Origin of the sequence: Streptomyces sp. NBC_01410, assembly GCF_045040195.1 — a bacterium.
Taxonomy (GTDB): Bacteria; Actinomycetota; Actinomycetes; order Streptomycetales; family Streptomycetaceae; genus Streptomyces.
The window spans coordinates 6,593,145-6,607,771 of record NZ_CP109530.1 but is presented as its reverse complement, the minus strand read 5'-3'; the positions used below and the strand labels follow the sequence as shown (position 1 = coordinate 6,607,771).

The 14,627-nt window shown below is 71.5% G+C and carries 14 protein-coding genes; 9 read left to right on the top strand and 5 right to left on the bottom strand.

Translation table 11 applies throughout. The annotated features are described in order from the left end of the window. Positions 1–4 precede the first annotated feature (4 nt). The gene (locus tag OG741_RS30305; RefSeq protein WP_405603131.1) at positions 5–181 is read right to left on the bottom strand and encodes a hypothetical protein; all 177 of its coding nucleotides are present in this window, start codon (positions 179–181) and stop codon (positions 5–7) included. 282 nt (positions 182–463) lie between these two features. Then, positions 464–1,138 (bottom strand): AIM24 family protein, encoded by a 675-nt coding sequence (locus OG741_RS30300; protein ID WP_405603129.1) that lies wholly within the window; start codon positions 1,136–1,138, stop codon positions 464–466. Between the two features lie 81 nt (positions 1,139–1,219). Here OG741_RS30300 and OG741_RS30295 point away from each other — a divergent pair, with 81 nt between their 5' ends. The 7 genes from OG741_RS30295 to OG741_RS30265 all read left to right on the top strand — a co-directional run bounded on the left by OG741_RS30295 (position 1,220) and on the right by OG741_RS30265 (position 8,791). Next, a complete protein-coding gene (locus tag OG741_RS30295; protein WP_405603128.1) occupies positions 1,220–1,939 on the top strand; it encodes a peptidyl-tRNA hydrolase in 720 nt (239 codons plus the stop codon). A 107-nt stretch (positions 1,940–2,046) separates the two neighbouring features. Beyond that, positions 2,047–2,808: a DUF4142 domain-containing protein gene (locus tag OG741_RS30290; RefSeq protein ID WP_405603127.1), complete on the top strand. Its 762-nt coding sequence runs from the start codon at positions 2,047–2,049 to the stop codon at positions 2,806–2,808. A gap of 156 nt (positions 2,809–2,964) precedes the next feature. Then, a complete protein-coding gene (locus tag OG741_RS30285) occupies positions 2,965–4,269 on the top strand; it encodes a DUF692 domain-containing protein (protein WP_405603126.1) in 1,305 nt (434 codons plus the stop codon). Positions 4,270–4,274: 5 nt separating this feature from the next. Beyond that, positions 4,275–5,264, top strand: a complete 990-nt coding sequence (locus tag OG741_RS30280; RefSeq protein ID WP_405603125.1) for a TIGR04222 domain-containing membrane protein — start codon at positions 4,275–4,277, stop codon at positions 5,262–5,264. A 255-nt stretch (positions 5,265–5,519) separates the two neighbouring features. Further along, positions 5,520–6,275 carry a DUF4142 domain-containing protein gene (locus OG741_RS30275; RefSeq protein WP_405603123.1) on the top strand — a complete coding sequence of 252 codons (756 nt, stop codon included), beginning with the start codon at positions 5,520–5,522 and terminating at the stop codon, positions 6,273–6,275. 64 nt (positions 6,276–6,339) lie between these two features. Further along, a complete protein-coding gene (locus tag OG741_RS30270; protein ID WP_405603122.1) occupies positions 6,340–7,101 on the top strand; it encodes a TIGR04222 domain-containing membrane protein in 762 nt (253 codons plus the stop codon). A gap of 88 nt (positions 7,102–7,189) precedes the next feature. Then, complete coding sequence (locus OG741_RS30265) at positions 7,190–8,791, top strand: alpha/beta hydrolase (protein ID WP_405603121.1); 1,602 nt, start codon at positions 7,190–7,192, stop codon at positions 8,789–8,791. 33 nt (positions 8,792–8,824) lie between these two features. Here OG741_RS30265 and hemQ read toward each other — a convergent pair whose 3' ends face one another. Together hemQ and hemG are read right to left on the bottom strand one after the other, a co-directional pair. Beyond that, positions 8,825–9,538 (bottom strand): hydrogen peroxide-dependent heme synthase, encoded by a 714-nt coding sequence (gene hemQ / locus OG741_RS30260; RefSeq protein ID WP_405603120.1) that lies wholly within the window; start codon positions 9,536–9,538, stop codon positions 8,825–8,827. A gap of 4 nt (positions 9,539–9,542) precedes the next feature. Next, positions 9,543–10,982 carry a protoporphyrinogen oxidase gene (gene hemG / locus OG741_RS30255; protein WP_405603118.1) on the bottom strand — a complete coding sequence of 480 codons (1,440 nt, stop codon included), beginning with the start codon at positions 10,980–10,982 and terminating at the stop codon, positions 9,543–9,545. A 127-nt stretch (positions 10,983–11,109) separates the two neighbouring features. Here hemG and OG741_RS30250 point away from each other — a divergent pair, with 127 nt between their 5' ends. Together OG741_RS30250 and OG741_RS30245 are read left to right on the top strand one after the other, a co-directional pair. Then, entirely contained in the window at positions 11,110–12,063 is a 954-nt protein-coding gene (locus tag OG741_RS30250; RefSeq protein ID WP_405603116.1) for a DUF4349 domain-containing protein, read from the top strand. A 27-nt stretch (positions 12,064–12,090) separates the two neighbouring features. Continuing rightward, positions 12,091–13,470: an FAD-dependent oxidoreductase gene (locus tag OG741_RS30245; RefSeq protein WP_405603115.1), complete on the top strand. Its 1,380-nt coding sequence runs from the start codon at positions 12,091–12,093 to the stop codon at positions 13,468–13,470. A 21-nt stretch (positions 13,471–13,491) separates the two neighbouring features. On the opposite strand, the gene OG741_RS30240 is transcribed toward OG741_RS30245, so the two are convergent. Further along, a complete protein-coding gene (locus OG741_RS30240) occupies positions 13,492–14,619 on the bottom strand; it encodes an acyltransferase family protein (RefSeq protein ID WP_405603114.1) in 1,128 nt (375 codons plus the stop codon). Positions 14,620–14,627: the final 8 nt, after the last annotated feature.

Sequence of the window (14,627 nt, the reverse complement as noted above, 5' to 3'; positions counted from 1 at the left end):
CAGGTCAGCCCGAGCACGCCGTCCGCTGGGCTTCGTGCCACTCGCAGACCGGGCACACCGTCACGCCCTTGACCGACTCCGGGTACTCCGTGGGCTTCCGGCACAGCACGCACTCGGCGAACGGCGGCCCGCTTGCCGCCACGGGGGCGGGGGCAGGCGTCTCGCAGTACGGCTCGTCCATGCGTACGAGGTTAACGCGGCGGCCGGGCGCCTCGGCCGCCACGCCTAGGGCGTGTTTGAGAAGTAGCGCCGTCCGCCCGAAGGGCGGGCCCCACGGCGTCTGGTGCGTGCAATCGCAAGGCGGTGGGGGCACCCCCGGACGAAGTCTGGGGGAGATCGCCCTCGTACTGGACGTACTTGGGCGACTCCGACAACACCGCGAGTGCACGTGCCAGGCGTCGCGGGGTGGGGGTACCTCCCAGGCGAAGCTCTGGGGGAGGGACTTCTCAAACACGCCCCAGCCTCAGCTTGCCGACGCCTGCGGGGTGAGCTCGCTGGGACGGACGATCACGAAACCCTCGCCCTGGAGCATCAGCTGCACGGCCTCGCCCGAACCGCCGCGGATCATCGAGCCGACCGACTGCGAGCGGTGCAGCGACGTGTTGAGCTGAGCGCTCCAGCCGACCACCGCGTCGGTGTCGACGTACACGGGCTGCTGGCCGGTCACCGGGATCACGATGGGGTTGCCGTCGCAGATGACGGCGAGCTTCCCGTAGCCGGTGAAGACACTGTTGAACAGGCCGCCGCCGGACATGCCGGCGCCCTTCACGGTCTTGATCTCGTACGAGAGTGTGGCGTCGAAACACAGGACGTTGCGGCCGTTGATGGTGAGCGCGTCGCCCTGGTCGATGTCGACGATGAAACAGTTCTGCGCCTCGTGCGCGAACCATGCCTCGCCCTGGCCGCGGACCGCCATCAGGGCCAGGCCCTCGCCCGTGACCGCGCGCTTGAGCATGCCGCCTATGCCCTGGCCCTTGCGCTCGAACTGGAGGTTGCCGCGGAAGGCGATCATCGATCCCTGCCGCGCGTGCATCTCGCCGTTGACGGCGTACTTGATCGACTTGGCGTTCTGCTGGCTCATACCGGGCACGGTGGCCTGCTGTGCCATGTTCTCGGAGGCGAAGAGATCACTTTTCATGGGGAGCATCGTCGCCCGGACGACTCCGTTCCGCCAACAGTCCTTCAAGGCGTGGCGCGGGCGGCTGGCAGACTGGCCGGTGTGAGCAGCGAAGAACCCGCAACAACCGACAGTCCCTTCCGGCACGAGAGCACCGCCCGTGACGCGGCCCCCCAGTTCGTACTGCCGCTCGTCGTGCGGATCGAGAAGGCCGAACCCCCGGCCCGTACCGACGCGCTGGAGGCCGCTGCCCGCGCCGTGCTCGACATCCTCGCCGACGAGCGTTCGCTGGGCGACGGAGAGTGGGCGCAGGCGATGCGGGACTGGCAGGACGCCCGTATCCGCAAGGTGGTGCGCAGGGCGCGCGGCGCGGAGTGGCGCAAGGCGGCGGCGCTGCCCGGCATCGCGGTGACGCAGGGAAGGGCCGAAGTGCGGGTCTTCCCGCCCGTCCCGCTGGACGGCTGGCCCAAGGAGCTGGCCAAACTCCAGGTCTCGGGCACCGACCTGGACGATCCCGAGCCGCCCGCCGCACCCGACGTCGCGGGCCCGGTGCTGTGGCTCAGCCCCGAGCTGGACATGTCGGCGGGCAAGGCGATGGCACAGGCCGGGCACGGCGCCCAACTCGCCTGGTGGGAGCTGTCGGAGGCGGACCGCAAGGCGTGGCGGGAGGCCGGTTTCCCGCTGGCGGTGCGCACCGCCGAGCCGGCGCACTGGCAAGACCTCACGGTCAGCGGCCTGCCGGTGGTCCGCGACGCGGGCTTCACGGAGATCGTTCCGGGGTCCTGCACGGTGGTCGCCGATCATCCGTCGCTGCGCGGCTGAACACCGGGGACCCCCCTTACGTACCTCTCAGTACCGCCCCTTATTTTGAACCGCGGTTCAACGGGCGGTTGGTTGCCGTGTAACGCATCGGCTCTGGAGGCACATTGTTGCGGCGCATCAACGGGACAGCACTCATCATCGCGGCTCTGGTCGCCACGGTAGGGGCTCTCGCGTTCCCCGTGTGGTCATACGCGGACCGTTCCGGCACCGGTCAGGACAACCTCAACGCCGCGAGTGTGGCGACCCAGTGGGGGCCGCTGTCGGCCACGGACCGCGATTTCCTGGTGAGGGTCCGACTGGCCGGGCTGTGGGAGCTGCCCGCGGGGCAGCAGGCGATCGAACGCGCTCCGTCCAAGGCGATCAAGGACGCGGGCGACCATCTCGTCGTCGGCCACACCGACCTCGACAAGAGGGCACGCGACGTTGCGGCGAAGCTCGCCGTCGAGCTGCCGAACCAGCCGAACGATCAGCAGCAGGGGTGGCTGCGCGAGCTGTCCGCGGCCAGCGGCCAGGAATACGAGCGCAAGTTCGCGAATCTGCTGCGCAATGCGCACGGCAAGGTCTTCGCACTGGTCGCCCAGGTCCGGCACACGACCCGGAACACCCTGATACGCCAGCTGGCGACTGACACGAACCAGACGGTGCTCGACCACATCACCATGCTGGAAGCGACCGGTTTCGTCGACTTCGACGCCCTGGCGAACGAAGCGGCGGGCGGGGCGACGGCCAGCCCGTCCGGTCCTCCGCCGCCGAACGGCAACCTGCCGCCGCAGCCGGCGCCCGCGTCGCCGTCCGGGGACCAGTCGTTCACCTCGCGGCCGTCGACAGGGCCGGGGGCGCCGACGGCGATCAACACGAACCGTCCGTAGCGCGGGGTTCCGCCGCCGGGCGACCAAGGGCGACATCGGGCGGCCACAGGCGGAACCTCAAATCAACCTCTGAACGTCCCCTCCTCTGGATTCACCGCCGTCCGGCGGGGCCATAGGCCCTGCACGCACCGTCACACGGCGCAGGGGAGGGGACCCATGGAACTCGGTATCGGTATCGGCTGGCGCCCGGAGATCGCGGACGCGGTGGAGGAACTGCCAGGCGTCGACTGGGTCGAGGTCGTCGCCGAGAACATCTGCCCGGGCCATCTGCCCGCCGCCCTGACCCGGCTGCGCTCGCGCGGCACACGGATCATCCCGCACGGCGTCTCCCTCGGCCTGGGCGGCGCGGACCGTCCGTCGGAGCAGCGGCTCGCGGACCTGGCGGAGCGCGCGACGGCGCTGGGGGCGCCGCTGGTCACCGAACACATCGCGTTCGTACGGGCCGGAGGCGTGCTCACCGCGTCCCCGCAGCTGGAGGCGGGCCACCTGCTGCCGGTGCCGCGCACCTGGGACGCGCTGAAGGTGCTCTGCGAGAACGTCCGCATCGCGCAGGACTCGCTCCCGGTGCCGCTGGCACTGGAGAACATCGCGGCCCTGATCTCCTGGCCTGACGAGGAGCTCACGGAGGGCCAGTTCCTGGCGGAGCTGGTGGACCGGACAGGCGTGGGCCTGCTGATAGACGTGGCCAACCTCCACACGAACCACGTCAACCGCGGCGAGCACCCGGTGAAAGCGCTGGACGAGCTTCCGGTGGAGGCGATCGCGTACGTCCACGTGGCGGGCGGCATCGAACGCGACGGCATCTGGCACGACACCCACGCCCACCCGGTCACCCAACCGGTCCTGGACATCCTGTCGGCGCTGCGGGACCGGGTGACACCGCCGGGAGTGCTGCTGGAACGGGACGACGACTTTCCCCCCGCCGAGGAACTGGCGGCGGAACTGACAGCGATCCGCACGACGGTGGGTGCGGGGACGGCGCCGGCAGGGCGGGGTGCGGGCGCGAACGAGCCCGGCGGGGCCCGCCCCCAGGAGCGGGGAGGCGCGGACCCCGGTGCGCGCGAGCGGCTCGCACTCGGTCAGGCCGCCCTCCTGTCCGCCCTCGTCGCCGGCACCCCCACCCCCGAAGGCTTCGACTCCCGGCGCCTGCGCGTCCAGAGCCGCGCTCTCGCCGCCAAGCGTGCCGATGTCGTCGCCAAGGTCGCTCCCGAGCTGCCCGAGATCCTCGGCCGCGGGTACCGTGATGCGTTCCTCGCGTACGCCAAGACCCGTCCCATGCGGGCCGGATACCGCCGTGATGCCCTCGACTTCGCCGAGCAGCTGCTCATCGCGGGGCGCCCCGAGGACGAGACCGCTCGCGGTCTGCTGACCCGCTGGTGGGAGGAGCGCGCCGCCCCGCATCCGCCGCGGCGTGCCACCCGGCTCGTACGCGCCGCCCGTGCGGCCCTCACCCGGAGGTGAACTCGATGGTTCTGCTCGCCGTTCTCGTCTGGCTCGTCGTCGGCGCGTCCTCCGCCGCGCTGATCGTCCGCTCGTCCTCCGCCCGGCGCGGCCACCCCGCGGCCGGACCCGTGCCGCATGTCTACGAGGCCGCCTTCCTCGGCGGCGGCCCGGCCAGGGTCGTCGACTCGGCGATCGCCGCGCTGCATGCGGACGGCCGGCTGGCGATCGGCGGCCCGGGCATCGTCTCCGTACGCCACCCGCTCGCCCATGACCCGGTCGAGCGCGCGGTGTTCGAGCAGCTGGCCGCCGCCCCGACCGGGGCGCTGCACACGCTGCGCATCGCGGTGATGCGGCACCCCGCCGTGCAGGAGATCGGTGACGGCCTCGCCGCCGGCGGTCTGATCGCACCGCCGGGGCAGAACCGCGGACTGACGGTGTGGGGTGTCACGCAGGGCGTTCTGAGCCTGCTCGCCCTGCCGGTCGCCTTCGTTCTCACCATCATCAGCTTCGTCAGCGACGACGACCCGGGCGTGCCGTTCATCGTCATGGTCCTCCCGGCTCTGATCGCCGGCAGCGTGACCGGGTTCGTCGTTGCGGGCCTCGCGCGGCGCCGGATCACCACTGCCGGGCAGCATGCCCTGCGCTCGTACGCGACCCAGCACGCACAGGGGTTCTCGGCGGCCCATCTCGTCGCGCTGCACGGTCTGCGCGGGGTGCCGGACCCCGCGCTCCAGGCGCAGCTGATCGCCGCGGCCCGTAACCCGGCGGCCCGCACCGGCAGCTACTCGCCGTCGTCGACGGACTATGTGGCCGTGTGGTGTGCCGGGTCGAGCCCGGGATCGGGCTGCGGCAGCTCCAGCTGCGGGGCAGGCAGCGGGTCATCGGGCGGCTCCGGTTCGGCCTGCAGCAGCGGGTCGAGCTGCGGCGGATCGTCCGGTGGCTCCAGCTGCGGCAGTTCGTCCGGGTCGAGCTGCGGATCATCCTCCGGCTCCAGCTGCAGCAGCAGCTCCTGACCCCGGCTCCACGCGCCCACCTCGAACTTCCGCCAACCGCCCACAGGATCATCACGCAGCCGACTAGGTTCTGTCCGGTCGATCAGGCCGGATCAGTGAGCGGGGTCTGGTGCGTGCGATCGCAAGGCGGAGGAAGGAGCCGACGCGGAGCGTCGGCGACTGACGACAACGCAGCGAGCGTGCGTGCCAGGGCACGCGAGCCCGGCAAGATCGGCCGGACAGAACCTAGCGTGCGGACCGCACGCAGGAGGCACTATGCGTTTCCTCACCGGCACCGGCCTGATCGTCGTCGCCCTGACGGCGACCGTCGCCGCGATCCTCTTCCCCGTGTGGTCGTACGACGACCGCTCAGGAACCGCCGAGGCCAACCTCCGGGCCGGTTCCGTCCCCACCCCCTGGGGCCCGCTGTCCGCCGCCGACCGTGATTTCGTCGTCCGGGTCAGACTCGCCGGCCTGTGGGAGCTGCCCGCAGGCCAGCAGGCCGTGGGCCGCGCCCCGAGCGTCGCGGTCAGGACGGCGGGCGAGCATCTCGTGCAGGGGCACACGTATCTCGACGCCCGCGTCCGCGAGGTCGCGTCCCGGCTGAACCTGGAGCTGCCCAACCAGCCGACCGCCCAGCAGCAGGGCTGGCTGGAGGAGTTCACCAAGGCGCGCGGTCAGGAGTACGAGACGAAGTTCGCCAATATCCTGCGCCGGGCGCACGGCAAGGTCTTCTCGCTCGTCGCGGACATACGCAACAGCACGCGCAACACCCTGGTGCGCGCACTCGCCGACGACGCCAACACCACCGTCCTCGACCACATCAAGATCCTTGAAGCAACCGGTCTCGTCGACTTCGACGCCATCGCGTCAGAGGCGGCGGGCGCCGGGACCGCGAGCCCGACCGGACCGCCGCCGCCCGTCCCGGGGGCGACACCGCCGCCGGCTCAGGCCGTCACACCCACCCCGACCCCCTCCTTCTCGCTGCCGCCTGCCGCCTCCCGGCCACGCTCCGACATCACGAACGGATAACGCCACGGTCCGCATGGTGAACAACCCATGGCGCACCCACGGACATCTCGCGTAGAAACCAGCCATGCTCTGGGTCCTGTTCGTGCTGGTGGCCTGGGTCGCGGCAGTCATCAGCTGCGCCCGGCTCTGCATCGTCACGGTCGAGGCCGCGCGCCCGCCGTCCCCCGAAGAAGGGGCAGGCAAGCGGGAGTTGAGCCTGTACGAGGCGGCTTTCCTGTCGGGGGGCCCGCACCGGGTCGCCGAGCTCACCCTGGTCTCGATGCACCGCCGCCGCATGCTGCTGCTCGCGCACACCGGCTGGGCCACCGTCGTCGACCCGGAGGGCGAGGACGACCTGGAGCGTTCGGTCATCGGCGCGATCGGGCCCGCGGGCCAGGCGCGGATAGCGGCGGTACGGGCCGCAGCCTCCGCGGCCGATGCCGTACGGGCCGTCGCCGACCGGCTCGTCAGCGCCGGGCTCGCCGTCCCGGACGGCGCCAGGTCGGGTGTCGCGGCGGCCGTGCGCGCGGTACAGGGCGCGAGCGTGCTCACGGTCGCGATGGCGGCGGCCGCCGCACTGCTCCTCCCTCAGGGACAGGGCACGACGGCACCGGTGCTCGGCTGGTTCGCGCTGCCGCTGCTGCTCACCCTCGGCTGCCTGGCCATCGCGCGCATCGAGGTGCATCCGTACACCCGCTGGGCCTCCCCCGACGGTCAGCGCCTGCTCCGCGCGCTGTCCACCGAGGACTCGCTCACGGCTCTCGCGGTGGGCGGCGTCCGCGCGCTCGACGATCCGAAGCTGCGGGCGGCGCTCACGAGTGGCCGTACGGCGCATCGGAGTCATTGAACCCGACACCGGACATCAGTCCTTTACAACGACAAATGCTCTGGCGTTCCCTTTGCCGCACGGCTCACCTCGGCACGAAGGGAACGCGATGAGAGCAGTGGCGATGTACGGGGCAGTGACAGGCCTCAGTTCCTTGGTCATCACCGCACTGGCCGTCGCCCCGGCCGGCGGCACGAGCACCGCGGACGCCGAGTCGTACGGCACCGGCGTCGCCGCCGGACGCGCCGATGCCGCGGGCATCTCCTTCGGGCACTGCCCCAAGTCCGAGATGCTCCCCTCCCCCGTCCAGTGCGGCACGGTGAAGGTCCCGCTCGACTACGCCGAGCCGTCGGGCCGTCAGATCTCCCTGACCGTCAGCCGCGTGAAGGCGAGCGGGAGCGCCGCCCAGCACCAGGGCGCCTTCGTCTACAACCCCGGTGGTCCCGGCGCGTCCAGCATGTACTTCCCGCTGGCCGCCCGCCTGCCCGAGTGGAAGCGGATCGCCGAGGCGTACGACATCGTGGGCTACTCCCCGCGCGGTGTGGGCCGCTCGGCCCCGCTGTCCTGCCAGGACCCGGCCGACTTCGGCAAGGCGCCGACGCCGGCCCCGGTGCATCCCTCTCCGTCGTACAAGCAGGAGCGGATCGCGCGGGCGCAGGCGTACGCGCAGGGCTGTGCCCTGGGCGCGGGCGAGGCACTGCGCCACTACACCTCGCTCAACAACGCCCGCGACCTCGATGTGCTGCGGGCGGCGCTCGGCCAGCCGCGGCTGACCTTCATGGGCGCCTCGTACGGAACCTACTTCGGCGCGCTGTACGCGACGCTCTTCCCCTCGCATGTGCGCCGGATGGTCTTCGACTCGGCGGTCAACCCGGAGCCCAAGCAGATCTGGTACCGCAGCAACCTCGACCAGTCGCTCGCCTTCGAGAGCCGCTGGGCGGACTTCCGTGCCTGGATCGCCAAGCACGACGGCACCTTCCACCTGGGCGCCACGCCCGAAGAGGTGGCGATCAGCTACGAGAAGGCGCGCGCCGGCCTCGCCCTGGAGCCGGCGGGCGGCGTCGTCGGCCCCGGCCAGCTGCACGCGGCGTTCCTGGGTGCCGGGTACACCGACGAGTACTGGATCCCGCGCGCCACCGCGCTCTCCGAGTATCTGAAGGGCAATGAGAAGCCGCTGATCAGCCAGGCCGCACCCCGGCCGGAGCAGGCGCGGGAAGCGGAGAACGCCACCGCCGTCTACACCGCCGTGGAGTGCAACGACGCGCCCTGGCCGACCGAGTGGGAGGTCTGGGACCACGACAACACCGCCCTCGCGCGCCGGGCGCCGTTCGAGACCTGGGACAACGCCTTCATGAACCTGCCGTGCGCGTACTGGCCGGCGCCGCGGCAGCAGCCGCTGGATGTGCGTACGAAGAGGGGCGCGCTGCCGCCGACGCTGATCCTGGCCGCGGAGCGGGACGCGGCGACACCGTACGAGGGGGCGCGCGAGCTGGCGCGGCGGCTGAAGGGTTCCGTGCTGATCACGGAGGAGGACGCCGGTACGCACGGCATCGGCGGCGGGAGCAACAAGTGTGTCAACGCCCACCTGGAGAACTACCTGCTGAGCGGTGAGACGCCGGTGCGGCGCGCTTCGTGCGCGCCGCACCCGGAGCCGGACCCGGTGTCGCTGGAGCGGCCCGCGGGCACCCCGAAGGTGCCGCACGCCGTCTGATCTTCCGGGTCGGGGTCCCTGGGGAGTCGCGGGTCAGGCGAGGCCCGACACCAGCTCCGCGAGGGACTTCCGCCGCCCGGTGTAGAACGGCACCTCCTCGCGGACGTGCATCCGCGCCTCGGACGCGCGCAGATGACGCATCAGGTCGACGATGCGGTGCAGCTCGTCCGCCTCGAAGGCCAGGAGCCACTCGTAGTCGCCGAGCGAGAACGACGCGACCGTGTTGGCGCGCACGTCCGGGTAGCCGCGGGCCATCTTGCCGTGGTCGGCGAGCATCCGGCGGCGATCCTCGTCGGGCAGCAGGTACCAGTCGTAGGAGCGCACGAAGGGGTAGACCGAGACGTAGTTGCGCGGCGTCTCGTCGGCCAGGAAGGCCGGGATGTGCGACTTGTTGAACTCCGCGGGGCGGTGCAGCGCCATGTTCGACCAGACCGGGTCCAGAGCGCGGCCGAGCCTTGTGCGGCGGAAGAGGTTGTACGCCTCCTGCAGCTCGTCCGCGGTCTCGGCGTGCCACCAGATCATGACGTCGGCGTCGGCCCGCAGCCCGGACAGGTCGTACGTGCCGCGCACGGTGACGTCCTTGGCGGCGAGCTGGTCGAACAGCTCCTGGACCTCGTCCGCGTAGCCGGACCGGTCCTCGGGAAGTACATCGCGCAGCTTGAAGACGGACCACAGCGTGTACCGGATGACCTCATTGAGGTCCTTGGCCTTCTTGCCTGCGTTCGGGATCTTTTCGGGCGCACTCATGGGGCTATTCTCCCGCGTCGTGATCCGTGCCCCGCGCCAGGGTCGGCGTGGCGAGGATCTCGTCGGCCGCGCGCCGGGCACTGGCGATGCAGGCGGGGATGCCGACGCCGTCGTAGGCCGCGCCGCAGACCCTGAGGCCCGGCAGCTTGGCGACCTCCTCACGGATCCGGGCGACGCGCGTCAGATGCCCCACGGGGTACTGGGGCAGTCCGCCGATCCACCGGGTCACCTCGGTGGCCACGGGCCGGGCGGCGAGTCCGGTGGCCTCGCCGAGATCGCTCAGGGACACGCCGACGAGCTCGGCGTCCTCGCGGTGCAGATGCTCCTCCTCGCCGTAGCGCCCGATCGAGGTGCGCAGGACGAAGAGGTCCGGGGACGCCTGGTCAACCCAGCCCCACTTGCGGGTCGAGAAGGTGGACGCCTTGATCGTGTGACCGTCGACTGGCGGCACCAGGAAACCGCTGCCGTCCGGCATGCCGGCCAGGTCCTTGCGCCGGAAGGCCATGGTGACCAGGGCCATCGAGGCGTACTCGACCTGGCCGAGCTCGGCCGCGGCGGCCGGGCATTCGGAGGCGAGCAGCGCGGAGGCGGACCAGGCGGGGGTCGCGAGCACGACCGCGTCGGCCGCGATCACGCTCTGGTCCGTGCGGATCTCCCAGCCCTGGGCGCCGCGCGTCATACCGAGTACGGGAGTCTCCAGGAGGATCTCGCCGCCCCGGGCGCGTACGGCGTCGACGACGGCGCCGGGCAGCATGCCGATGCCGCCTTCGATGCCCATGAAGACGGGCCCCGCGGCCTGCTGCGCGCTTGCCTTCGCCTGGATGTCCCGTACGCCGTCGAGCAACGAGCCATGCGTCTTCGCGGCCTCGAAGAGCTGGGGGACGGCGGCGCGCATGGAGATGCGGTACGCGTCGCCCGCGTAGACCCCGCCGAGCAGCGGCTCGACCAGCCGGTCGACGACCTCGCGGCCGAGGCGCTCGGCCACATACGCGCCGACCGCGACGTCGTCGCCGAGTTCGGCGGGCGCGAGGTCGCGCTCCCGGGCGATACGGGCGACGCCCTCGGGCGAGAGCAGTCCGGCGAGGGCCGCCGGGTCTCCCGGGACACCCATGACATGGCCCTTGGGCATCGGGCGCAGCGCGTCGCGGGTCCACACCGAGGCGGTGGCGGTGGCGGGCGGCTGGAGCCGGTCGGCGAGCCCGACGGCGCGGGCCAGTTCGACGGCTTCGGGGCGGCGGGCGAGCATCGACTCGGCACCGAGGTCGACGGGGGCGCCCTCGATCTCGCCCGTCTCGAGCTTGCCGCCGAGACGGTCGGTGGCTTCGAGGAGGGTGACGCGTACACCGGATTCGAGCAGCCGGTGGGCGGCCGCGAGACCGGCGATGCCGCCTCCGATGACGACGACATGACCGGTGCGTGTGTCCCGGTTGAGAGAGCGCTGCATGAGCCAACTCTCTCAAACGCCGTACCGAGTCCAGACCGTGACCGCTTCGGGATCGGAAGGGGGCAACCCGCACAGGTGCCTCGTACGTCGAACCGGCAACACTCACCATCTGTCCCGGGGGGCCTGCATGCGTGCACGTCGTACGGTCGCGGCACTGTTTCTCACCGCTTCACTCGCCCTCGCCGGGTGCAGCGGCGGGGCGGACGACATGTCCACTGCGGACGACAAGTCGGCTCCGAGGCCCGCGGCGGAGGGGGCGGCGGGCTCGGGGTACGCAGCCGACAAGGACTCCGGCGCCCGGCAGACCCAGCCGAACCAGCCGAACCAGCCGAAGCAGCCCTTGCTGCCGGCTCACGTCATCCGCACGGCCGTGCTCGACGTGGAGGTCAAGAACGCATCCAAGGCGCTCGCGGCCGCCCGCACGACGGCCGAGAACGCCGGAGGCCATGTCGCCAACGAGTCCACCGAGCGGATCGACGACACCCATGTGACCTCGCGCGTCGTCCTGCGCGTCCCGCAGGAGAAGTACGACGAGGTGCTCGCCGAGCTGGCCGGTGCCGGAAAGCTGCTCTCCCGCAAGGCCGACGCCAAGGACGTCACCGATCAGGTCGTCGACGTGGAGAGCCGGATAGCCACCCAGCGGGCGAGCGTGAACCGCGTACGGGCGCTGATGGACCGGGCGGTCAAGCTCAGCGATGTGGTCACGCTGGAGGGTCAACTGAGCAGCCGCCAGGCGGAGTTGGAGTCACTGCTCGCCCAGCAGGCCGCGCTGAAGGACCGTACGGCGCTGGCGACGATCACCCTCTCGCTCTCGGAGCCGGAGAAGCGGGAGCACAAGGAGGACGACGACCCCGGCTTCCTGGACGCGCTCGGCGGCGGCTGGCACGCCTTGGTGGCGACGGGCGAGTGGATCGCGGTGGTGGTCGGTGCGGTGGCTCCGTTCGCGGCGGTCCTCGCGGTGCTGTACGCGCTGTGGCGCTGGGTGCTGCGCCCGCGGCTGCCCAGGCGTCCGCACAACGAGGCCACGGCTCACGCGACCGCGACCGGCCCCGGCCCCGGCCCCGGCCCCGGCCAGGACTGAACCGCCGTTCCCCCGTAGCGTGTTCCCATGGCGATGGAGCGACTGGTGGTCATCGGGGGCGATGCGGCGGGCATGTCCGCCGCATCGCAGGCACGCAGGCTCAAGGGCCCGGACGAGCTGGAGATCGTCGCGTTCGAGCGCGGGCACTTCAGTTCGTACTCGGCATGCGGCATTCCGTACTGGGTCGGCGGTGATGTGCCCGAGCGCGACGACCTGATCGCCCGTACGCCGGCCGAGCACCGCGAGCGCGCGATCGATCTGCGGATGCGTACGGAAGTGACGGAGATCGACGTCCCGGGCGGGCGGGTGCGCTCCCGTGACCTGGAGACGGGCACCGAGACGTGGACCGGCTACGACAAGCTGGTCATCGCGACCGGCGCGCGACCCGTGCGCCCGTCACTGCCCGGCATCGACGCGCCCGGTGTGCACGGGGTGCAGACCCTCGACGACGGTCAGGACCTGCTGACCACCCTGGACAGCGTCGAGGGCCGCCGCGCGGTCGTCGTCGGCGCCGGCTACATCGGCGTCGAGATGGCGGAGGCGCTGCTGAAGCACGGCTTCGAGGTGACCGTCCTCAACCGCGGCGAACAGCCGATGGCCACACTCGACCCGGACATGGGCCGCCTGGTCCACCGGGCGATGGACCGCATGGGCATCACGACGGTGGCCGGAGCCGGGGTCACCAAGATCCTCACCGGCGAGAGGGGCCGGGTCCGCGCGGTGGCCACCGAGGACGACGAGTACCCGGCGGACGTCGTGGTCCTCGGCATCGGCGTCGAACCGGAGACCGCCCTCGCCCGCGCCGCGGGCCTGCCGCTCGGGGAGTACGGCGGACTGCTCACCGACCTGGCGATGCGGGTCCGCGGCCACGACAACATCTGGGCGGGCGGCGACTGCGTGGAGGTCCTCGATCTGGTCTCGGGCCGCGAGCGCCATATCGCGCTCGGCACCCACGCCAACAAGCACGGCCAGATCATCGGCTCGAACGTGGGCGGCGGCTACGGCACCTTCCCCGGCGTGGTGGGCACGGCCGTCAGCAAGGTCTGCGACCTGGAGATCGCCCGCACCGGCCTGCGCGAGAAGGACGCGCGCGCGGTGGGCCTGCGGTACGTCACGGCCACGATCGAGTCGACGAACAGCGCCGGTTACTACCCCGGCGCCGCGCCGATGACGGTGAAGATGCTCGCGGAACGCCGCACGGGCAGGCTGCTCGGCGTCCAGATCGTCGGCACCGACGGCGCGGCGAAGCGCGTCGACATCGCGGCGGTGGCGCTGACGGCGGGCATGACGGTGGAACAGATGACGACCCTGGACCTCGGCTACGCCCCACCGTTCTCCCCGGTCTGGGACCCGGTCCTGGTGGCGGCCCGCAAGGCGGTGACGGCGGTCCGCCGCGAGGGCATTTAGGACACCTTCCGGGCGGCAGCTCTACAGCCGCGCGTCGGCCAGCGCCTTGTCGAGGCGGCGGCGCAGCGGCCGGGCCAGCGGCCGCTCCACCAGCCGGTGCACCAGCCAGGCGGTCAGCAGCATTCCACCCACCAGCAGGCCGACCAGCGGATACGCCGGTACGCGGGACTCCAGCCGCCTGATCAGCTCCCAGCCGATGTTCTGGTGCAGCAGGTAGAGGGGGTACGTTGCCGCGCCCGCGTACGGCAGCCAGCGCCAGGTCATCCACGACAGCTTCCCGGTCGCCACGAGCCCCATCACGCCGAAGCACACCGCGAGGACCGCGACGACCGGCCAGAAGGGGACCGGGTGGTCGAAGTAGCCGAGCGTACGGCTGAAGGTGCTGCGCGCGGCCGGCACCGCCGCCCCGAAGCACACCAGCACGATGCCCGTGAGCAGCAGCGTCGGCCGGAACCGGTACATGAGATAGAACGCCATACCGGCGATGAAGTACCAGCAGTGGTTCGGCATGATCATCAGCCGGAAGGCGTCGTCGCCGAACTTGCTGAAGGCGATGCCCGCCACCGCCCACACGCAGCAGAAGACAACGACCCGCCGGTAGGTCAGGCCCCACCACGCCACGAGCGCGAAGAGCAGATAGAAGCGGAGCTCGGCGAAGAGGGTCCAGTACACGCCGTCGACCATGCGGACCCCGAGGGGCTCCTGAAGCATGGTCAGATTGGTCAGGACGTCCGGCCACGGCAGGGGCTTCTGGCCACTGGGTATGAGCAGCAGTACCGCCGTGGTGGCGAGAACGGCGAACCAGTAGGCCGGGTAGAGCCGGGTCACCCGGGAGGTGAAGAAGTCCCCCACCGACCGGCCCCAGCAGCTCATGCAGATGACGAAGCCGCTGATGAGGAAGAACAGCTCCACGCCCAGCCACCCGTAGGCGGCGAAGGGGAAAACGCTCGGGAACATGGCCTGTCCGGACGCCGACCACCCCTCGCCGCGCGCCAGGTAGTGGTAGGCCACCACCATCAGTGCGGCGAGCAGTCGCAGACCGTCCAGGGCCGGTATTCGCCCGCGCCGGGGCGCGGGCACGGTTATGTGCTCCGGCGCCGGCTCCTGCCTCATACGGGGCAGGGCCAGCGTCGGGGAGTCCTGTGTCACGTGAAGCC